Genomic DNA, 20870 nt, shown 5'->3' on the forward strand with positions numbered 1-20870 from the left:
GAATTAGGTGCGTCAGTACAGAATTTTTGGGTAATATCAAAATGGCTGGGGTCTGACGCACCCTACGGGGACCAATGGAATTTTTTGCCTAATAATTCCTCGAGTTTGTGGTTGTGGGGACGGAAAAAGTCGCCTAGGGTCTGATGTAATGTTTCTGGTATGGGATTATAGGAACCTGCGGTATATCGGGGGTATTCGGAGAGTTGATGGTCGGGAAGACCTAAAAACTCAAAGACCTGTTTGAGGGTGTTCTGGGGCTGGGTGTATAATTGTTCACTGCTGATGATTAAAAGCTGTTCGGGTGGGAATTTTTGCATCCACTTTTCCAGAAAATAAACATACATTCCCCGCAGTAGATAACCATATTGACATCCCCAAAATTTCCGTCCGGCTAGGGTGGGGTCGTCAATGGTATCGAGAATGGCAATTTCATCTATCATGGCCTGTTGGAGAGTGCGCTTTTCTTGACCCATCCAATTTCGGTGGTCTTGATATTGAGAAAAAGCTCGATCTACTGGATTTCTTAGGGTGACAATTAGCTTGACTTTTGGGAAGGCTTGGTAAAGGCGATCGCATACTTTACTATCGACTATATAACTAGGGCTGGCTTCTCCGGTGAGAAATTCGCCGCCAGGGGGAATGGGGGGAAAATGGGCGAGATACCAGTCTAAACCTCGGTAATATTGCCAAATGAAAAAATCAACTTCTTTATGGAGGTTAGGAATTACCTGGGGATGATGACAAAGGTATTCATACAGGGAGGTTGTGCCAGCTTTTTGAGCGCCAATAATGATAAAATTCGGACCTTGAACTGATGCGGTTTCCCAGTGGTTGCTAAAAAATTCGGGGCGACAGATTTTGGTTTTAGCTAAGACTCCCTGTTTATAGGTGGAAATAGCCTCGGAAATTTGACCGATTTCGGTGAGTAAATCTCCATAATTTATATAGGGTTCTGGATAGTGGGGAACCTGGGAAATTGCTTGTTGATAACTAGAGGCGATCGCCTCTATTTGCTCCGGTTGTAATTTGATAAAACTATAGGTGCGTAAATGCCGCAGTTTTAGATATGCTATCTCGGCTTCTGGTTGGGCTTTAATAGCGTCTAAATAAGCGGCAATTGCCCCATCAATATCTGGCTGTTGTAAGAGGGCATCACCGAGGCGAATATAGACTTCTGGGATTTCTGGATCAATGGCGATCGCCTGTTTATAAGCATCAATAGCCGGGGAGATTTTACCCTGTTTAAACAGACAATAACCGAGGTGATTATAAGACCAAAAGCAATCAGGATTGATACTAATTGCCTGATTAAATACATCAATGGCTTCTCGCCATTGTCGCTGGTTGAGTAATGCTAAACCCAACCCATAATATCCCCAGGAATAATCGGGTCTAGCTGCCACCATATCCCGATAAATAGCGATCGCCTCTTCATACCTCCCCGTTAAAAGGGCATCCTCCCCAGTTTTTTGGTGGCGGGATAAAATCTCCGTCAGCCGTTGATGGGCTTCTGGTTGTTGAGGGTTAATAGCGATCGCTTGACGGTAGGCTTCGATCGCTTCTTCCGGCTGATTTTGCTGGCTGAGTAAATCTCCCAAGTGAAAATGAGACCAATAGAAATCAGGGTTTAATGTAATTTCCTGGCGATAGGCGGCTATGGCTTCCTCAACGCGCCCCAATCGAGTTAAAATGACTGCTAAATGGTGATAAGACCAACAAAAGTCTGGCTTTAACTCAATGGCTTTCCGATAGGCTGTGATAGCTTGTTCGTCCTGTTTTTGGCTACTGAGGGCTTGACCCAAACCGACATAATAGATATATATATTGGGCTGCAATTCAATGGCTTTCTGATAACCACCTATTGCCAAATCGACTTGATTTATGTTATGATATACCTGGGCGATTTTATAGTGAGCTATTGCCAATTTAGGATTAATAGCGATCGCCAAATTATAGGAAGCGATCGCCCCTTGGTTATCCCCATGTTTCTCGAAACTCTCACCCAGGAGAAAGCAAAAATCCACCGGAACAGAACCGGGATTTTCGCTAATTTGCTGATAGAGTTGTTTAGCTGAACTTAGGGGTTGTTGCCAATGTTGCCAAATGCTGCCTAAACTGGTATAGGCGGCGGTTAAGTTAGGGTCAGCTTCGATAGCCTGTCGATAACAATTCGCCGCCAGTTCCCATTGTTGAGACTTGACATAATCATTGCCCAAATTCAGACAAACTACAGCTTGATTATCAGTAGACATATACAAGTTTTCAAAAAGCCATCAATTACATAATCCATTGAGGGCGGGTCTATTAGTCTTCCGGTTGCTAGAGGTAATTCACAGCCAAACCCATCCCTACATTATCCATTATTTTTGTGAGGGAGGCAAGGCTTTAGTTGTGTGTCAATGCTTTTAATGTGATTAATAAACCAATCGCGCAAGTCCTTTTTAATGCTGAGAATAATTGAGTTAAAATCATCATCTTGTTCGATGCGAGTTTTAATCATTTCAAAATTCAAGACAAATAGCTGATGGGCTTTATGATTAGTTTTAGCGACGGGGCACTTATATAAATTCATGCAGGATTCCTCATATTTAAAATGGTTATTGATATACATTTCCAGAAATTTTATAGTTGATTTAAGTTGCTGGGGGCTGCGTTGTTTTTCAAGGTTATCAATCAATAAATCCATTTGGTCGAATAACTGCTGATGCTGAAAATCAATCAAGGGGATGCCAATTTTGAGAGAATCGTTCCAAGTGGGAGCCATAAATTTAGCCTAATTAATCAAGTAGGTTGACCATTGACCATTGACCATTCAAATATTACTACAGCAAACCCCAAGAAACCGGGTTAAATACACCCGGTTAATCGGATAATTATGATTGTGCAGCCTCCCAGCGATCGCGGGCATTTTGGAGGGCTGATTTCACCTGTTCAAAACCAGTGCCGCCGTAGCTATTCCGGGCGGCGACCACTTGTAAAGGTGCGATCGCGTCATAAATATCGACATCAAATTCAGGATGTAAAGACTTCCACTCATCAAGGGTAAGGTCTTTTAAAAGTTTCCCAGACTCCAGACAAGTTCTGACCACCTTACCCACCAAATTATAGGCTTCCCGGAAAGGAACCCCCTTAGTAGCGAGATAATCAGCGACATCAGTAGCATTCGAGAAATCTTCCGCCACAGCTTCAGCGAGACGTTGAGGGCGAAACTCCATCCCTTGGGATAACAAAATAGTCATCGCCTCGAGACAGCCTTTCACAGTTTTGACCGCATCAAATAAGGCTTCCTTATCCTCCTGGAGGTCTTTATTGTAAGCCAAAGGTAAACCCTTCATCAGGACTAATAGCCCTTGTAGATGTCCAAAAACCCGGCCAGTTTTACCGCGCACCAATTCGGGCACATCGGGATTTTTCTTTTGTGGCATAATACTGGAGCCAGTGGAACAGCTATCAGTAAGGGTGATAAAACCAAACTCCTGGGAAGCCCAAAAGATAATTTCTTCCGAGAGGCGGCTGAGGTGAACCAAAATGAGACTAGAAGCGCTGAGAAACTCGATCGCCCAATCGCGATCGCTCACCCCATCCAAACTATTAGCATAAACCCGGTCAAACCCCAATAATTCGGCGCTATAGTGGCGGTCAATAGGAAAAGTAGTTCCCGCCAAAGCACCGCACCCCAGAGGCGAAGTATTCACCCGTTGATAAACCTCTCCCAGACGTTCCCAGTCCCGGTGCGCCATTTCCACATAAGCCAGTAGGTGATGAGCCAAACTGAGAGGTTGCGCCCGTTGTAAATGGGTGTATCCTGGTATGAGAGTATGGACGTGATTGGTCGCCAGATCCAGCAAAACCCCTTGAAACTCCAGGATCTGGGTTCGGATTTGTTGAATTTGGTCTTTCAGGTAAAGGCGGGTATCAGTCCCCACCTGGTCATTACGCGATCGCCCTGTATGGAGTTTTTTACCGACATCTCCCGCAATTTCGGTAAGTCGGCGTTCAACTGCGAAATGAATATCCTCAGCATCGACACCCGGGTTAAATTGACCCTGGCGGTATTCTTCGCGGATAGTCTCCAAGCCATTAACTAGGGCTTGTCCTTCTTCGGGGGAGATAATCCCAGTTTTGACCAACATTTTGGCATGAGCCACCGAGCCAGTCAAATCATACTCGATTAACTCAATATCAAAGCCGATACTGGCGTTAAAAGTGGCGATCGCTGGATGTAAAGCCTTTTCAAATCGTTGGCTCCAGGTTTGAGCTTGAGTCATAGTCCTATAATCTGTAAATTACCCATAAATGTCTGATCATCAACGGACTGGGGAAAATATGTCCGATGATTTAAGGTAATAGGCTTTTCGCCCACCACCCCATCCCCAAGCCAATCAAAAAAGCCCAAAGCTGTCCAGTTTCCAGCAAATTATTCCAGGTACTCTTAACATTAGTCCATAAATCAACATTCACCTGTTGACCAAATACCACTGGTAGGGTAGCCGCGACTTCCCCCCACTTCCATGACCAGTGAGGGGTTAAAATCAGAATATGGCGGATAGGGTGAGCGTGGCTGCAAATTTGCACCAACATCGATAAAGTATCAACGGACATAATCGGCATTCTCCCCACTTTCAGAAGGTTGTACCTGTAGCACAACCAAAGTCATGTCATCAATATTACTGTTACTCGGACTGATAAACTTCTGAACTTCCGCAAATATATGATCTACAATGCGATTAGGAGTCTGGGAGTTCTGACAAGCCCATTGAAAGGCTGTCTGTAGGTTATCTTCATCAAAGCGATCGCCCCGTTGATTAGCCGCATCAGTAAAGCCATCAGTATAGTAAATCACAGTATCCCCTGCAGACAGTTGCACTTGGGCTTGGTAGTAACGGGTATCAGCATCAAGACCGATCAACATTCCCAAAGTATCTAACCGACGAATGCTGCGGCTTTGGGCTTGCCATAATAAGGGGGGATTATGGGCGGCGTTACTATAGGAGAGAATTTTCGTGGTCGGGTCATACTCCGAATAAAACAGAGTCACAAACCGATTAGAATTTTCTAAATCAGCATACATCACCCGGTTAAGATGTTGGAGAATCTGGGAGGGGGAATGGCGGTTCAGAACTTCCGCGCGCAACATTCCCCGAGTCATGGTCATAATTAACCCGGCTGGGACTCCTTTTCCCATGACATCACCAATAACAATACTCCAATGTTCCGATGGTGTGTGACCGCCAACTTCTCCCTCAGCGGAATGATTCTCATGTTCATGTTTATCGAAATTAGAGGGGATAAAGTCGTAATAGTCTCCCCCGACTCGGTTGGCGGTTTGACAGCGCGCCGCGACTTCTAAGCCGGGAATTTTCGGACATTTACGGGGAAGTAGGCGCAGTTGAATTTCTGCACCAATTTCTAATTCTCGGTCTAGGCGTTCTTTTTCCCGCAATGAAACTGATAGTTCATCATTGGCGATCGCCACTGCTGTTTGATCTGCTACCAGTCTAATTAATTTCTGGCGGGTTGGTGTCCACAGATAATCAGGATCATGGCTGAACACATACAACCGCCCCCGTGATGTATTATTAACTAGGATTTCCGTGCCAAAAAGTTTTACATCCGACCCCAAGCAACTACTTACTTGATGGTCTAGGCTGGCTGAATATTGTGTTGCCATACTCTGGGGAAGCACTCCCACGGCGGTGCTATCATTAGGCTGGGATATCACCTCTCTAGTAGCCCTTTCTAAGATGGCGCGAACATCCTGACACTGACGACCATCTTGGCAATGTAACCGTTGAAATCGCACCTGACCGTTAGGTTTAAACAGCACCAAAGCACCCCCATCAGCATCTGTCACTCGACTAGCAACTAGGGGAGTTAATTCTAAGAATTGATTGAGATTGTTAAAGCTACGGAGGGCAAAACTTAGGGAACTCAGCAACTCATTAATATTTTGCTGTTCCCGATGGAGTCTAGCCACCATTTGCTTTAAGTGAGAGGCTGATGTCACATCAGCATCTGAGGAACTTGAAAGGGAGTCTGAAGGTTGTTCTGAGCGTCTTGGAAGTGGCACAGCAGTCATATTATTAGTATATATTTTTTGAAGGTTAGAGCGCAATAGTAAGTCCAAAAAAATGAAAGTCTCTCTGCCAAAAGTCTGGTTTTCTGGCTATCCATGACAGATTATCCCTGGCTACACTGCAGGGTACTGCCATCTACAAAATCGGCAATTACCACCAGTAATCATGAGCTACCCCCCCAGCGGCTAATATTTACCCTAGGCGATCGCTTATCTGGTGTTTTTTAATATGGCAATATGTGGGAATCTCAGTCTCTATAAAATGATTAACTGTTCCCCATGATGACACTTAAATAGCCATATTGGCACTTTAACAGAGCTTTAACCACTTAACAGGGCTTCGATAAACTCGTAGCTTGAAAAAGGCCGCAGGTCTTCGATACTTTCCCCAACACCAATAAAACGAATCGGTAGACCTAGCTGCTGTACAACAGCTAAAGCCACACCACCTTTAGCAGTTCCATCTAATTTTGTCAAGACCACACCGCTAAGTTGAGCAACTTCGGCAAATACTTGAGCCTGGCGTAGTCCGTTTTGGCCTAAAGTTGAATCAAGGACTAGGAGGGATTCTACCTTAGCATCTGGTGCTTGTTTGTCTATTACGCGACGAATTTTGTTAAGTTCCTCCATGAGGTTCTTTTTGTTCTGCAATCTACCAGCAGTATCAATAATTAGCAATTCGGTCTGGCGGGATTTAGCAGCAGCGATCGCATCATAAACCACCGCCGCCGGGTCGGTATTTTTTCCGGGATTAGCGATCACCTCTACCCCACTACGTTCGCCCCACACCTTTACCTGTTCTACTGCTGCCGCCCGGAAAGTATCCCCAGCCGCAATTAAACTCCGGTAGTCTGACTTTTGGGCAATATGGGCAATTTTCCCGATGGTAGTAGTTTTCCCGGCCCCATTCACCCCGGTAATTAACCAAATATTCAATTGTTCCTTTTCGGGGGCAAATGTGGGACTATAGCCATTTTGATAGGGTTTTTCGAGGAGATCTCGCAGAAGTTGTTTTAGATAGGCGATCGCATCTTCGGGGGGTAAAGCATCTTCTCGCAGGCGGTTTTGTAGTGCCTCAATAATCACATCAGTAGCTTCTACACCCACATCAGCTTGTAGCAATAAAGCCTCAATTTCTTCGACCGCCGCCTGATTTAGGGGTCCCTGACCGACGATCGCTTTTAATTGATTCAGCAAATTACGGCGAGTCCGTCCCAAACCTTTCCACAGCTTTTGTAGCCAGGTGATTTCCTCTACCGCGACTTCCTCTGGTCTCCGTCCCTGATTAGCCAAAACTTCCGCCGACCACAGGAACATCTCATCAAATACTATATCTGTCGATTCTCCCTCACCGCTGGCTGTGGTTTCCCCCCCTTCCGGTTCCGGTTCAGAAATCGCCGTTTCTTTTAATCTCTCAATTCTCGCCTGTCGTTCCGCCTGGGTTCTGGCCCAAATTGGCAACTGATCAATACTCTCTTCCACCATAGCCACAGGTTCAGCCGTTTCGGTAACTTCCGCCGCCTCCTGTGCTACCTCCTGTGCTACCTCCTGTGCTACCTCCTGTGCTACCTCCTGTGCTACCTCCTCTGCTACAGGTTCGGGGGTTTCGGTAACTTCCGCCGCCTCTTCTGAGACCTCTTCTGAGACCTCTTCTGAGGCTTCCTGTGCTACCTCCTCTGCTACCTCCTCAACCACAGCCACAGGTTCAGTGGTTTCTGTTAATTCTGCGGGGGTTTCCTGAGCCTCAGAGGTGCTTTCTTGCGCTTCTGTGGGGGGGGAGGAAACATCATCAACAGGGGCTTCTGTAGCCGCTTCTGTGGCTGCTTCTGTGGAGGATTCTGTGGGCTTTTGTTGTTGCTGAATGTTTTGATAGGCGGCCTTAGCCCACTGCAAATAATCCTCATTAGCAGTGGTAGGCGATAGCGGTTGTTTAGTTTCGGGTTCGTCGGGAGTTGATGGAGTTGGGGAGGGTTCAGCTTGTTGGGTATCGTCTGCTGAGGGGCGATCGCTAAACTGGCGGCGGAACCAATTAAAAACCATTTTACTAATTACTCGAATTTAACAACAGATTTGGGTATTGGTGAGGCGGGAATTGTTAATAGCACACCCACAGCATCACTGAAATTAGAGGAGAGAGGAGGACTGAGTTTTCATCTGATCAACAACACGACGGAGAACCCCATTAATAAATCGGTAACTGTTGTGGTCGCTGTAACGTTTAGCCAACTCCACCGCCTCATTAACGGCAATTTGTTCTTGAACCCCCATATATAACAATTCCGTGACCGCAATCCTTAAAATATCGCGATCGATGTGAGGGAGTCGGCCCAATTGCCAATCAACCATCGCCGCTTCCAGGCAACTATCGAGTGCTTCCCGGTGAGTGTTAAGTTCCACCAAAATCTTGACAGCATAGGAGTGTACTTCTTGCTGACTTGCCAATTGTACCAATTCCGGCAATTCCACAGCAGTAGATAAACGATTAATGGCTGATTGAGCCAGTGCGATCGCCTCACCGACCATAGTGCGGGCGCTTTGCAAATCCGCCGCCCTAGTTTGGCTACTCAAAAGGCGATCGTTACCCCGTTGTAATTCCGCCATAGCCGTCTCTAGGGATTCTTGTCCCTCTGTGGTTAAGGTACGGACAGCAGCGAGGATCACATCTTCCATTTCCTGAATTTCAAGCTTTCGGGGATTTGACGGCAGTTGGCTCATCCCCAAAAGGGCGAGTTCACGGGCTGTTCTACGAGCTTGCATATTGGTTTAGTATAAATGTCTTAGTTTAGCAACAAATCGGGGCCGGGATAGATTCTAGCAAAAAATCGGTTTCCAGCTCACCCAAAGCAGCTTTTGTGGGTTAACGACAAAAAAGCCGGGAAAACCCGGCGGAAACCTGTTAATTTTCAGGCACAAATCAATAAGCCAGTTCTACCAACTTGAGACTGAGATTCCACATTTTCTCGGCTCTTTCCTCGTCTCTAGCTTGGGGCGAGACCCGTTGCACAAAAGACTGGCGGCCTTTTTTCTGGCGATTTCCCCAACTCCAGTAAGCACCAGACTGGCGATATTCCTCATCAAGGACCACAGCAGCCACTCGTTCTCCAGCCAATTCCTGGGACACATAGCCCTTGGTAATGTATTTCTGGAATATAGGAAATATTTTCTGGAACAGGGGATAGTGATTGCGGAACAGGGGCGTATCCGCGACGCAACCAGGGTAAAGAGAGGTGAAAGTTATCCCAGTTTCCTCGTGATAGCGTCGGTGCAATTCCCGCATAGTTAGGACATTGCAGACCTTACTATCTTTATAGGCTTTGACGGGTTCAAATTTTTTGCCATCAATCATAGAAACCGGCTCTCGGAAGCCCTTAGCAAACCCTTCCAGGTCTCCCAAATCGGGGCGGGGTGGAATTTTGCCACCGAGTTCGTCGGGGTTATGGGTAACCGTTCCCAAAATCACCATACGCTTATCCTCAGCCAGAGAGCGTTTCATATCCTCCATCATCACATTACAGAGAAGGAAATGCCCTAGGTGATTGGTAGTCATGGTCAACTCATAGCCTTCTGGACTACGAAGGGGTTCTTTTATTAGGGGCATATAGATAGCCGCATTACAGACTAACCCCTCTAAGGTTCTACCTGTAGCCCGGAATGAGTTGATAAACCGTCGGACACTCTCAAGGGAACCGAGGTCAATATGAAGCATAGTGCGGCTGTCTTCGGGAATCCCTAATTCTTGGGCGGCGGCTTCTGCCTTTTCCAAGTTACGACAAGCCATGATGACATGAGCGCCCCTATCGGCGAGGGCTTTAGCGGCGTATAAACCAACCCCCGAAGAGGCACCCGTGACTATAACCGTTGATTTTTGATCCTGTACCATTTTTAGTTAAAACTCCGTTGATCACCGTCAGTTTTCTAAGTAATTATTCCGACGGAGACCCTGGCTGTTATTGATTGAGTGAGGTATCCTTAATCCCAGTATTATATTGCTAATCCTGTGGCGATCGCAACCAGTTTAGGGGATATTCTCAAAACCTGCCAAAAAAGCTGATGGTCAGCTATGATCAAGAATATTAGACCATCGGCAGGTGATGCCACCGTGCATCAAGGCGGAATCTTGTCTGTCTAGCCAAGCCTAGGCCCTACTGCCAATATTAATTCTGTCCTTTGACCGTAAAATTATGAGCAGTGTCCCCAATCAAGACCAAAAACCCAAAAATTCACCATCATCACCATCTCACAACGAGGAGAATGCTTGGGTTGAAGGCATTAAAACCATTGGACTAAGTATAATTTTGGCTTTGGGTATCCGAACTTTTGTCGCAGAAGCTCGTTATATTCCCTCTGGGTCAATGCTTCCCACCCTGGAAATCAACGATCGCCTGATTATTGATAAGTTAAGCTACCGTTTCACCGAACCCCAACGGGGAGATGTGGTAGTTTTCAATCCCACCGAGGAACTGAGCCTACAATACAACGATGCTTTCATTAAGCGGATTATTGGTTTACCCGGCGAAACATTAGAGGTCCGCGACGGACAAGTTTTTGTCAATGGCGAACCTATTGAGGAGGACTATATTGCCGAAGAACCCCAATATAAATGGGGACCGGAAACTATACCCGAAGGCGAGTTTTTGGTTCTGGGGGATAACCGTAACAATAGCTTTGATAGTCACTATTGGGGATTTGTCCCCCGAGAGAATATCATCGGTCGGGCGGTGGTCCGGTTCTGGCCCTTAGACCGTCTGGGAGGGGTCGATCGCAGTTTTTAACCGACTTTTTGGGCTGTCAACTGAGCCAGGTTTTCATGACTTTTCCGGTCATTTCCTGCCCCCAGCAGGGGGTATTAGCTGATCGCGATTTGATGGTGGTGTGATCAACCCTCCAAGACTGTGCGGGGTCAAAGAGGGTTAATTCGGCGGCTCGGTTGACGGTAACATTTGGGGGAGAAATAGCCAAGCATTGGGCGGGTTGGGTGCTTAAAACTCGCCAGAGTTGCAGGGGCGACCATTGAATATTAAAAACGGTGTCTGGCTGTTGGACAAAGGTTTTCCACAGTAGAGACAAGGCTAATTCTAAGCCGATCGCCCCTGGGGGTGCATCAGCAAAAGCAACGGTTTTTTCTTCGTAGGTGTAGGGGGTGTGGTCAACGGCGATCGCATCAATAGTCCCGTCTACAATAGCTTGAATTAAGGCTTGGCGATCGTCTGGATTACCCAGAGGCGGGTCAACATTGAGATTCGGATCGTAGGGAGTAGGCGCAAAGCCTAAACCACAGTCCGAAACCCGCCCGGTAATTGCTTCTGTATCAAATAGTAAGTGCATCCAGGTCGTACTAGCGGTAATAGGTAAATGGCGCTGTTTAGCTTCCCGAATTAATTGCACACCCCTAGCCGTAGAAACCCGCATAATATGAACCGGAGTGCCGATCGCCGCCACCAATTCCAGGACAGCGGCAATAGCCACAGTTTCCGCATAATCAGGAATCCCGGTTAAACCGCTATAAATAGAGGCTTCCCCAAATCGCATAACTCCTGAGTCCGCCAGAGTGCGATCGCAACAATACAGAGCCACGTTTTTTTTCAGGGGGTTAACATACTCCAAAACTCGCCGCCACAGATTAAGATTTCGATGAGCATATCCATCCGCAAAACCAATAATCTCAGTAGTGGCTAATTCCGCCAATTCCGTCATCATCTCCCCCGCCGCCCCCTCAGTCAAAGCCCCCCATACATAAAAGCCATGGGGTGCTAAACCTTGCCAATGTTTAATAGTCGAGAGATTATCAGCCGGTGGTAGCATATCCGGTAAAATCCCCAGGCGGGTATAACCTCCCGCCCTAGCAGCCGCCTGTAAAGATGCAATAGTTTCCCGGTCTTCAAAGCCCGGCTCTCCGGTGTGGCCATACATATCCACCAATCCCGGCCCCAAAATCATACCGTGGGAATCAATGATCTGAGTATGTTCTGGGTAATCATAAATCTGAGATTCAATAGCAGTAATATACCCATCAATAATCAGCACATCTGCCACTTGATCTCGTCCGTCCATGGGGTTTAATACCCGCACCTGTTTCAGGAGTTCACTACTCATATTTACCAACCAGTCTTAGAGGGCTCCGGCGGCGGTTTTGTCAAGAATACTACCCGATAAATGGGTGGTAATATTCATAGTTTGTAAAACCGGCTCCCCTTTAGCACCGTGGGGATAGTCAATCACTGTCACCGAACCATTACCCTGTTTAAAATTCCAAAAATGCTCTGGTGATAAGCCCAATAATTGACACAACAGAGCCTTATTGACAGCATCATGAGCAACCACTAATCCAGTCACCGATTGGGAATCATATTTATTAAGGATATTTTCCCATCCTTTGGCTACCCTTTCTCCCACCTGATTTAAATTTTCACCTTCTGGCATCTGTACCGTTTCCGGTGCAGTTTTCCACTGATTTAATAAACCCGGATAATCTTGCTCAATTTCCGATTCAAATTTACCCTCCCATAAACCATGGCTAATCTCTCGGAAATTATCCTCAAATTGTAGTTCTATATCCCGGTGATGTTCCAGGATAATTTCTGCGGTTTCGCGGGGGCGTGCCATGGGGCTAGTGATGGCAAAATCGATTTTAATATCCTGGAGAAAATCGGCAGCTTGGCGAGCTTGTAATCGCCCGTTATCATTGAGGGGAATATCAATCTGACCTTGAAACTGTCCTTTTCGGTTCCATTCAGTTTCTCCGTGGCGCACTAATAATAGTCTGGGTCCACGATGTTCTGGGCGAAGGGAGGGCAGTTTATCCCCCACATGGCTAGTGAGGTTCATCGATTCTAATTGTACCGCTGCGGGTTTGGGTAGTTCTCCGGGGGTGACATCACCAATATTGATAATGCTAATACCGCAGTTAGACTGTTGAATACTTTGATAGAATTGGGGTTGAACTCCTAAAGCGGTGGCAATCAGCGATCGATTGATGCCGTTGTGGGCTACCACTAGGATGGTTTGGTTGGGGTGATGGCTGAGGATGTGTCGCCAAAATTGTTGGGCTTGCTCAAATAACGCTAACACGGGGAAATGTTTATGCCCCGATTCTAATACCATGAAAAATTCATGGGGGCTCTGTTGCCAACATTGATAATCTTGGGGAAAGCGATCGCGTACTTCTTGGCGAGGGAGTCCAGCCCACAGAGGCAGGTCAATTTCCATCAATAGATCTGTCGGTTGCAACGGAGGGGCCGCACCCACTCGGGCTCGAATCAGTTGGGCAGTTTGTTGCGCTCGTTGTAGGGGACTGTGATAAATAGCGTCGAACCTTAAACCCTGGAGGGCTTGGGCAACGCAGGTGGCATCAACGCGGCCCTGGTCGGTGAGAACCGAATCATCCAGGCGGCCCTGAATGCGTTTTTGGGCGTTGTAGGTACTCTGACCGTGACGGACAAGGATTACACGGGTCGTCATCTTCAAATTTTAAGTTCGATGGTTCGCCAGAAGCATTTTAACTTGTTTGGGGCAGTTTCCGGCGACTCCTTTATCATGTAAAGAGATGTTAAGGGTCTGTCCCGCCAAATCCCATCTAGGATTCTGAATTAACGGGACTGTTGAAATGCTGAGGACTTGGGCAAAATTGATTATGAATAATCAGATTACAGGCGATTACCATTGGGGTTTGATGGTTTTGTCTTTGGCAATTGCTGTGATTACCTCTTATATCCCTATGGATTTGGCTATACAAGTCCGTGAGGATCTATGGACGGCGAAACGGTGGAAGTTTTGGCTGTTGGGAGGGGCGATCGCTATGGGGGCTGGTTTCTGGTCCATGGATTTTACGGGTATGGTGGCGCTGGAGTTGCCCCTATCGGTTAGTTATAACCCGTGGATGACTTTGTTGTCTTTGTTGATGGCTATTATGGCCTCTGGGATATTTCTGGGGCTGGTGTCACAACCGGCGGCGGGTCGGTTTATCCTGATTATGATGCCCGTTTGGTGGTGTTTTCTGTGGCGATCGCTATTGATGTAGCTTTGATTTCTCTGTGGCTGGCTTTTCGACTACTCGATGATTCTGTGGTCGCCAAAACTCCACAAAAGGTGATCAGTGCCATGATTATGGGATTGGGTGTCAGTGGAATGCACTATCTAGGAAGGTCGGCGACTAAGTTTGTACCCAGATTAAATCTGCCTATTGATTCTGGTCTGACTGTGAATCCCCATTTGAGTCCCTCTGGGTTGGCGATCGCAGTCGGATTGGGGACGGTGATCTGTCTATTTTTTATTGTGTTAACTAAGTTATGGGATCACAAATTGGTCAATCAATTGGCGCGGGAAAAAGTTTTAAAAGACAGTGAACAGCAGTTTCGGACTTTGATTCAGCAAATGCAGGTGGGAATGTTGCTGCTGAATGCTAAGGCGGAAATTTTGGTTTTTAATCAGGCCGCCTTGGATCTTTTACGGCTCGATATTGAACCAGATAGCCTTCAGGTGTTTGGAGAAGGTTGGCATTTGGTGATGGAGGATGGATCGCCAATTTCCTTGTCAGATTTACCTGTACAAAGGGCGATCGCCACAGGTGAAGCCGTCCATCATCTGGTTCTGGGGTTTGATGACCCGACAACTCAACAGCGACGGTGGTTATTGGTGAATGCCACACTACACGAGCCGGGAGGTGAGGTGATGCGGGTTATATGTACTATTAGTGATATTACTAACCAAAAGCAGGCAGAAGAGGCTCTCAGGCGCAGTCAAGAGAGATTTACTCTGGCGGTGGAGGGTGCTAATGATGGCATTTGGGATTGGGATATTTCTACCGATGAGGTTTATCTGTCCCCCCGAGGCAAAATTATGTTCGGCTGCCAACCGGATTTAGATTGTTTCTCTAATTTGGACTCGGCGCTAAAAATTGTTCATCCAGATGACCGCCTGTGGGTTAAAGAGATGTTAAATAGCTATTTAGCTAAGGAAATTCCCGCTTTTGATGTGGAATATCGCACCGAATTAGATCATGGTGAATGGCGCTGGATTCGCTCTAGGGGGGTGGCTCTTTGGGATGAACATAACCAGCCCTATCGTATGGTGGGATTTCATACTGATATTACCGACCGGAAAATGGCTGAACAGGCTCTGCGGGAAGGGGCGGAACAAGAACGCTCTATTCTGCAAATGGTTCAGCAAATGCGAAAAACTTTGGAACTTGAGCAGATTTTTAGTGCTACGACTGGGGAACTTAGACAGGTTTTAAATTGCGATCGGGTTTTGGTTTATCGCTTCCGGGAAGACTGGAGTGGAGAATTTATGGCTGAGTCCGTGGCTGAAGGTTGGGTGCAACTTACGGCCGGACCTCTACGAGATAGTAAGGCTACCCGCATCGCTATTGAACAGGAAAAATGTGCTTTTCAGGAAATTAATTATCGCCATGTGATTTCGGATACTTATTTGCAACAAAATCAAGGTGGTATTTATGGAAAAGGGGTCAGTTATAGATGTGTGAATGATATTTATGAAATGGGTTTCGATGCTTGTTATCTGGAATTATTAAAACAGTTTCAAGCTAGGGCTTATATTATTACCCCGATTTTTTCGGGCTATCAACTTTGGGGATTATTGGCAGTCTATCAGAATTATCATCCCCGCATTTGGACGACTGCTGAAATTCGCACAGTGACACAAATTGGCTCTCAGTTGGGGGTGGCTGTTCAACAGGCGGAATTGTTGGCAAAAACTCAAGAACAGGCTAGACAACTGCAACAGGCTAAGGAAATTGCCGATGCGGCTAATCGCTCTAAAAGTGAGTTTTTGGCGAATATGAGTCATGAGTTAAGAACTCCTTTAAATGCGATTTTGGGCTTTGCTCAACTGATGTCTACTAACCAGAATCTGGCTCCCGAAAATCGTCAACATATTGAGATTATTAATCGGTCGGGTGAGCATCTTCTCGGTCTGATTAATGATATTTTGGAAATGTCTAGGATTGAGGCGGGACGGGCGACACTTCAGGTGAATGGCTTTGATTTGTATGAGTTTCTTCAGGGTTTGGAAGATTTGTTTAAATTGCGGGCTACTTCTAAAAATTTACATCTGATTTTTGAGCGCCCCAAAGGTTTGATTAGGCATATTAAAGCTGACGAGAAAAAATTGCGTCAGGTGTTGATTAATTTATTGGGAAATGCCATTAAGTTTACTGATGAAGGTAGTGTGACTGTTCGGGTTTCTCACCAAAACCGGGATGCTTCAGATCTATTACAATTTGAAGTGGAAGATACTGGGCTGGGAATTGCTCCCGAAGACTGTGAAGGACTGTTTGAAGCCTTTGCACAAACGGAAACGGGTTTAAATGCTTCCGAGGGTAGCGGTCTGGGGTTGGCAATTGCACAGCAATTTGTCAAACTAATGGGTGATGAAATTACGGTTCGTAGTTGTCTAAATCGGGGTTCGACTTTTTCGTTTACTATTCCAGTGCAAAGGAGTGAGGACAAGCCAAACCAGGCGATCGCATCTATTATGGATAGGGTCATCGGTTTGGCTGCTGATCAGCCAGTCTATCGCATTTTGGTGGTTGAAGACCGAGAAAGCAATCGTTTATTGCTGGTGGAACTCCTGAGTGTCCTGGGTTTTTCGGTCCGACCAGCTAACAATGGCTCGGAGGCGATCGCTATTTGGCAAGAGTGGAACCCTGACCTGATTTTTATGGATATGCGAATGCCTGTGGTCAATGGTTATGAGGCTACCCGCCAAATTCGCTCTCAGCCTGGGGGTGGGGAGACCATCATTATTGCACTGACAGCTAGTGCCTTTGAGGAACAAAGACAGGATATTATGAAGGTGGGATGCAATGATTTGTTGCGAAAACCTTTTCAGCGAGGAGAATTGCTCAGTAAATTGAGTCAATATCTGGGTGTGCAATATATTTACAATACACAGCCGGAGATGTCTGTAAATTTGAATTCTTCCCAAGATCATGACCAGACCGAACCATCACAACTTAACTTAGAACAAATCAGAGAAATGCCAGAATATTGGCTCGATCAGGTCTATTCTGCTGCGGCTCAGGGGAGTGATTTACTACTGTTAGACCTGATTGAAGAGATTCCCACTCAATACAGTAATCTGGCTAATACAATCACAGAATGGGTGGGAAGTTTTCAGTTTGATAAGGTCCTGGAATTGGTAGAACAAACCAAGCCGGAAGCACCTAATATCCGACAAATACCGAATTGAGTGAAAATAAGTGGATACACCAAAAGCAGATATCTTAGTAGTTGATGACAAGCCGGAAAATTTACACCTTCTGTCGGAAATTTTGATGATGGAAGGATACAATGTCCGCAAGGCTGTTAATGGTAAAATGGCTTTGATGGCGGTTAAGACAGTGCCGCCAGATTTGATTCTACTGGATATTATGATGCCGGGAATGGATGGATATCAGGTTTGTAAAGAATTAAAAAATAATCAAAATTTGGCTAAGGTTCCGGTAATATTTCTCAGTGCTTTAAATGATGTGTTTGATAAGGTGAAAGCCTTTGGGTCTGGCGGTGTAGACTATATTACAAAGCCTTTTCAAATGGAGGAGGTTCTAGTTCGGGTGGAAAATCACCTGATGCTGAAGGCGGCGGAAAAGAAAATTCTCGAGTTAAATACTGAGTTAGAAGCTAGGGTTAAAGAACGCACTCAACAATTAGAAATGGCTAATGCTAAGTTATTGGAAATGGCTCTGCATGACCCGTTGACACGACTGCCCAACCGGACTTTATTTATGGAGCAGGTATCTGGGGCAATGAACAATTTAAAGGAGGGGAATATTCGGGGTTTTGCGGTGCTGTTTATGGATTGCGATCGCTTTAAGGTGGTCAATGATTCCTTGGGGCATACGGTGGGAGATGAATTGTTAATTGCTATTGGCGATCGCATTAAAAAAATACTCAAAACTAATGATTTGCTATCCCGTTTAGGCGGAGATGAATTTGCAATTATTATACATGATGTTAATAAAATTGAACAGGTAAGGAATCTAGCTGATTCTATTCTTGAGGTGATGTCGGGTCCGTTTCAAATCTATAGCCGAGAGATTTTTATTAATATGAGTATCGGTGTGGTTCTCAGTAATACGAGCTATGAAAAACCCGAACATTTATTGCGAGATGCAGATACAGCTATGTATCGTGCTAAAGCCCTAGGACGGGGACAATATCATATTTTTGACCCGGCTATGCACAAAGAAGCCCTCGATTTATTGGGGTTAGAAACTGACCTGAGACGGGCACTAGACAATCAAGAATTAATGGCTTATTATCAGCCAATTATTAATCTGGAAACTGGTAAAATTTATAGCATGGAAGCCTTGGTGCGCTGGCAACATCCCCAACGGGGTTTGGTCTCCCCTGGTATGTTTATCCCCTTGGCTGAGGAAATGGGGGTAATTACTACTATTGGAACTTTGATGCTGGTAGAAGCCTGTCATCAACTCAAACATTGGCAAGAACAGAAATTGGTGGATGAATCTGTTAGCATTAGTGTAAATCTCTCTGTCAGACAGTTTACCCAAGCGGATCTCATTGCTACCGTTGATGATATCCTGGCTGAAAGTGGTTTAAATCCTAAATGCCTGAGATTAGAAATGACGGAAAGTGCGATCGTCGAACATACACAAACAGCCCGGACTATTTTAACTCAATTTCGCGATCGCCACATCGGTTTAAGTCTCGATGATTTTGGTACAGGCTACTCTTCCCTAAGTTATTTACACGCCTTCCCGGTGGACACCATTAAAATTGATAAGTCTTTTGTCAGTCTTTTAGATGGAACTCCTGAAAACCTGGGGCTAATTCCTGCTATCATTGGTATCTCTAAAACTTTAAACATGGTAGCGGTAGCTGAGGGAATAGAAACCCCCGAACAACTTGCACAACTGCGAGAACTCCAATGTAATGGCGGACAAGGATATTTCTTTTCTCGGCCTTTACCTGCTACTCAAATGGCTGAACTTTTGGCCAGCCATCCCCAATGGTAAGTCTCATTGATAAAAATTGACGGTAACAGAAAGTACATGAAATTAAAACAGATAATTTTAAGCATTCTCACTTTTATATCTATACTATATGTAACTTTAAGCCTACTGGGAAGTTGGACTCAGCCCCAAATTCAAAGCCGTCTGGAACTGTATCAGACCAATTTAGTTCTCCAGGCTTCTGAGTGGGAACCACAGACGGAAGACCGGGCGAATTGGCTAACCCTACGAGATAATATCATCGGTAAAGATGCGGTTAATTCTGCGCTCCAACAATACCAAAAGGTGCAGGAGTCTAACTACCAAAATTTACAGCGACTACAACCCAATCAGCCTTCAGAATTTTCGCGGGGAGAATTAGCACAGACCATAGGTGAGTTAGAATTGCGAATTGGCATTATGCAAGCGGTGCTGGGAGACTCCCAAAAGGCGATCGCCACTTGGGAATCCCTCATTTCTAACAATGGTAATTATCCCACCAGTGCCACGGCTCAAGTATTAGTAGGACTCTGGACAGAGCCACCAGATATAGGGGCTGATGACGAAGATATTTTACAGGCAAATTTAGAGGGTTGGTTCCGCTTTCAAGGTTTAGCCCAACTCTACGATTTACAAAACCGTGAAGATGTCTTACAACAACTCAATAATCAACAACAGGAAACCTCAGAAAATGCTGTTTATAAATTAGCCATTGTTTCGGCTATTCCTGGGTTCGGGTTGGTGTCGGGAATTATCCTATCTATCATTTTAGGGGTGCAATGGTTCCTGAAACGTGAACAGGCAATTATCAACCGCAATGCTGATGTAGAATGGTCTGTACCTTGGACAGCGGAAACGATTGTGCAAGTGTTTGTTTTAGGGTTTTTCCTAGTTGGACAGTTGTTAATCCCGCTGATTTTTCAACTCCTGGGTTTAAGAGCGGCGGGAGATGTGAGACTGCAAGCCTTTTATATCCTCCTAACTTATATGATTTTAGTGGGTGGTGGTTTGGGGGTTTTATATCTGTCTATAAAATCATTTTTCCCTCTCCCGGAAGGTTGGTTTAGGTTCAAATTATGGGATAGTTGGTTATTCTGGGGTTTCGGTGGCTATTGCGTAGCTTTACCCTTAGTGATTTTAACTTCCTTAGTGAATCAAAGATTATGGGATGGTCAAGGGGGAAGTAATCCGATATTACCCATAGCTTTGGAAAATCGAGATCCGGTAGCTTTAGGGATATTTTTCTTTACGGCTTCTATAGCAGCACCTTGGTTTGAGGAGGTATTATTTCGGGGGTTTCTGTTACCTTCGTTAACCCGCTATTTTCCGCTGTGGGGTGCAATTATAGCCAGTGGGTTACTGTTTGCTGTGGCTCATTTGAATGTCTCGGAAATTTTGCCTTTATTTGTGTTAGGAATTGTCCTGGGGTTTGTCTATACACGATCGCGCAATCTCTTGGCTCCCATGTTGCTACACAGTTTATGGAATAGCGGCACTTTAATCAGTCTGTATATCTTAGGAAGTGGCGCTAATTAGTCGCTCAGGAAGCCCCAAGATTTAAATATCTGGGGAATCTTCGGAGGAATAATCTTGATGATAGCGTCGCCGCCGTATACCCTTAGAAGCGATCGCTAATAATAAACCGGTGAGCAGGGATAACTCAAAATGAGTGTACCAAGTCGCCACCCCCAAGGACAGCAAAGCGATCGCACCAACCATCAAAACCTGAATTCGCTTAGACATAAAAAATCACAAAGCCAACCATTCAATTATAATGGTCATTCAACTGATAGACCAATCGATAAGTTATCCCTAATATCC

The 20870-nt window shown here is 45.6% G+C and carries 16 protein-coding genes; 5 read left to right on the forward strand and 11 right to left on the reverse strand.

Annotated elements, in window-relative coordinates; translation table 11 throughout:
• Positions 1-62 precede the first annotated feature (62 nt).
• The 8 genes from P5674_RS14510 to P5674_RS14545 form a co-directional block, all read right to left on the reverse strand.
• Positions 63-2252, reverse strand: a complete 2190-nt coding sequence (locus P5674_RS14510; RefSeq protein WP_006619204.1) for a tetratricopeptide repeat protein — start codon at positions 2250-2252, stop codon at positions 63-65.
• A gap of 101 nt (positions 2253-2353) precedes the next feature.
• On the reverse strand, positions 2354-2764 hold the full coding sequence (locus P5674_RS14515) for a bacteriohemerythrin (RefSeq protein ID WP_006619205.1): 411 nt from the start codon (positions 2762-2764) through the stop codon (positions 2354-2356).
• 109 nt (positions 2765-2873) lie between these two features.
• Positions 2874-4268, reverse strand: coding sequence for an argininosuccinate lyase (argH, locus tag P5674_RS14520; RefSeq protein WP_006619206.1), 1395 nt, complete (start codon positions 4266-4268; stop codon positions 2874-2876).
• Between the two features lie 70 nt (positions 4269-4338).
• Positions 4339-4602, reverse strand: coding sequence for a hypothetical protein (locus tag P5674_RS14525; protein WP_006619207.1), 264 nt, complete (start codon positions 4600-4602; stop codon positions 4339-4341).
• A complete protein-coding gene (locus P5674_RS14530; RefSeq protein WP_035735527.1) occupies positions 4592-6079 on the reverse strand; it encodes a GAF domain-containing SpoIIE family protein phosphatase in 1488 nt (495 codons plus the stop codon). The genes P5674_RS14525 and P5674_RS14530 overlap by 11 nt, the downstream gene beginning before the upstream one ends.
• A 318-nt stretch (positions 6080-6397) precedes the next feature.
• Complete coding sequence (ftsY, locus tag P5674_RS14535) at positions 6398-8116, reverse strand: signal recognition particle-docking protein FtsY (protein WP_014274556.1); 1719 nt, start codon at positions 8114-8116, stop codon at positions 6398-6400.
• An 84-nt stretch (positions 8117-8200) separates the two neighbouring features.
• Positions 8201-8833 (reverse strand): transcription antitermination factor NusB, encoded by a 633-nt coding sequence (gene nusB, locus P5674_RS14540; protein WP_006619210.1) that lies wholly within the window; start codon positions 8831-8833, stop codon positions 8201-8203.
• 157 nt (positions 8834-8990) lie between these two features.
• Positions 8991-9956: a protochlorophyllide reductase gene (locus P5674_RS14545; RefSeq protein WP_006619211.1), complete on the reverse strand. Its 966-nt coding sequence runs from the start codon at positions 9954-9956 to the stop codon at positions 8991-8993.
• 301 nt (positions 9957-10257) lie between these two features.
• Between P5674_RS14545 and lepB the strand changes: the two genes are divergently transcribed.
• Positions 10258-10848, forward strand: coding sequence for a signal peptidase I (lepB, locus tag P5674_RS14550; protein ID WP_006619212.1), 591 nt, complete (start codon positions 10258-10260; stop codon positions 10846-10848).
• A 16-nt stretch (positions 10849-10864) separates the two neighbouring features.
• Here the strand turns inward: lepB and P5674_RS14555 are convergent, their stop codons facing one another.
• Positions 10865-12169: a dihydroorotase gene (locus P5674_RS14555; RefSeq protein ID WP_006619213.1), complete on the reverse strand. Its 1305-nt coding sequence runs from the start codon at positions 12167-12169 to the stop codon at positions 10865-10867.
• Positions 12170-12184: 15 nt separating this feature from the next.
• Complete coding sequence (locus tag P5674_RS14560; protein ID WP_006619214.1) at positions 12185-13534, reverse strand: histidine phosphatase family protein; 1350 nt, start codon at positions 13532-13534, stop codon at positions 12185-12187.
• Between the two features lie 172 nt (positions 13535-13706).
• Between P5674_RS14560 and P5674_RS14565 the strand changes: the two genes are divergently transcribed.
• From P5674_RS14565 to P5674_RS14580, 4 genes are read left to right on the forward strand one after another with little or no spacing between them, the layout of a single operon-like run.
• Positions 13707-14093 (forward strand): MHYT domain-containing protein, encoded by a 387-nt coding sequence (locus tag P5674_RS14565; protein WP_006619215.1) that lies wholly within the window; start codon positions 13707-13709, stop codon positions 14091-14093.
• Positions 13997-17284 (forward strand): ATP-binding protein, encoded by a 3288-nt coding sequence (locus P5674_RS14570; RefSeq protein WP_434475128.1) that lies wholly within the window; start codon positions 13997-13999, stop codon positions 17282-17284. Before P5674_RS14565 ends, P5674_RS14570 begins: the two co-directional genes overlap by 97 nt.
• Positions 17285-17294: 10 nt before the next feature.
• Positions 17295-19073, forward strand: a complete 1779-nt coding sequence (locus tag P5674_RS14575; RefSeq protein WP_315670059.1) for an EAL domain-containing protein — start codon at positions 17295-17297, stop codon at positions 19071-19073.
• Positions 19074-19109: 36 nt separating this feature from the next.
• Positions 19110-20585, forward strand: a complete 1476-nt coding sequence (locus P5674_RS14580; protein WP_014274552.1) for a CPBP family intramembrane glutamic endopeptidase — start codon at positions 19110-19112, stop codon at positions 20583-20585.
• Between the two features lie 21 nt (positions 20586-20606).
• Here P5674_RS14580 and P5674_RS14585 read toward each other — a convergent pair whose 3' ends face one another.
• Positions 20607-20792 carry a hypothetical protein gene (locus P5674_RS14585; protein WP_043468054.1) on the reverse strand — a complete coding sequence of 62 codons (186 nt, stop codon included), beginning with the start codon at positions 20790-20792 and terminating at the stop codon, positions 20607-20609.
• Between the last annotated feature and the right edge of the window lie 78 nt (positions 20793-20870).

Origin of the sequence: Limnospira sp. PMC 289.06, from assembly GCF_032350395.1 — a bacterium.
Classification (GTDB): Bacteria; Cyanobacteriota; Cyanobacteriia; order Cyanobacteriales; family Microcoleaceae; genus Limnospira; species Limnospira platensis.

Excerpts from the sequence above, each read along its gene's own strand:
- P5674_RS14545 (WP_006619211.1), bottom strand. The coding sequence starts at position 9,956 with ATGGTACAGGATCAAAAATCAACGGTTATAGTCACGGGTGCCTCTTCG.
- P5674_RS14525 (WP_006619207.1), bottom strand. The coding sequence starts at position 4,602 with ATGTCCGTTGATACTTTATCGATGTTGGTGCAAATTTGCAGCCACGCT.
- P5674_RS14565 (WP_006619215.1), top strand. The coding sequence starts at position 13,707 with ATGAATAATCAGATTACAGGCGATTACCATTGGGGTTTGATGGTTTTG.
- P5674_RS14580 (WP_014274552.1), top strand. The coding sequence starts at position 19,110 with ATGAAATTAAAACAGATAATTTTAAGCATTCTCACTTTTATATCTATA.
- P5674_RS14530 (WP_035735527.1), bottom strand. The coding sequence starts at position 6,079 with ATGACTGCTGTGCCACTTCCAAGACGCTCAGAACAACCTTCAGACTCC.
- P5674_RS14555 (WP_006619213.1), bottom strand. The coding sequence starts at position 12,169 with ATGAGTAGTGAACTCCTGAAACAGGTGCGGGTATTAAACCCCATGGAC.
- P5674_RS14515 (WP_006619205.1), bottom strand. The coding sequence starts at position 2,764 with ATGGCTCCCACTTGGAACGATTCTCTCAAAATTGGCATCCCCTTGATT.
- lepB (WP_006619212.1), top strand. The coding sequence starts at position 10,258 with ATGAGCAGTGTCCCCAATCAAGACCAAAAACCCAAAAATTCACCATCA.
- P5674_RS14560 (WP_006619214.1), bottom strand. The coding sequence starts at position 13,534 with ATGACGACCCGTGTAATCCTTGTCCGTCACGGTCAGAGTACCTACAAC.
- ftsY (WP_014274556.1), bottom strand. The coding sequence starts at position 8,116 with ATGGTTTTTAATTGGTTCCGCCGCCAGTTTAGCGATCGCCCCTCAGCA.
- nusB (WP_006619210.1), bottom strand. The coding sequence starts at position 8,833 with ATGCAAGCTCGTAGAACAGCCCGTGAACTCGCCCTTTTGGGGATGAGC.
- argH (WP_006619206.1), bottom strand. The coding sequence starts at position 4,268 with ATGACTCAAGCTCAAACCTGGAGCCAACGATTTGAAAAGGCTTTACAT.
- P5674_RS14585 (WP_043468054.1), bottom strand. The coding sequence starts at position 20,792 with ATGTCTAAGCGAATTCAGGTTTTGATGGTTGGTGCGATCGCTTTGCTG.
- P5674_RS14510 (WP_006619204.1), bottom strand. The coding sequence starts at position 2,252 with ATGTCTACTGATAATCAAGCTGTAGTTTGTCTGAATTTGGGCAATGAT.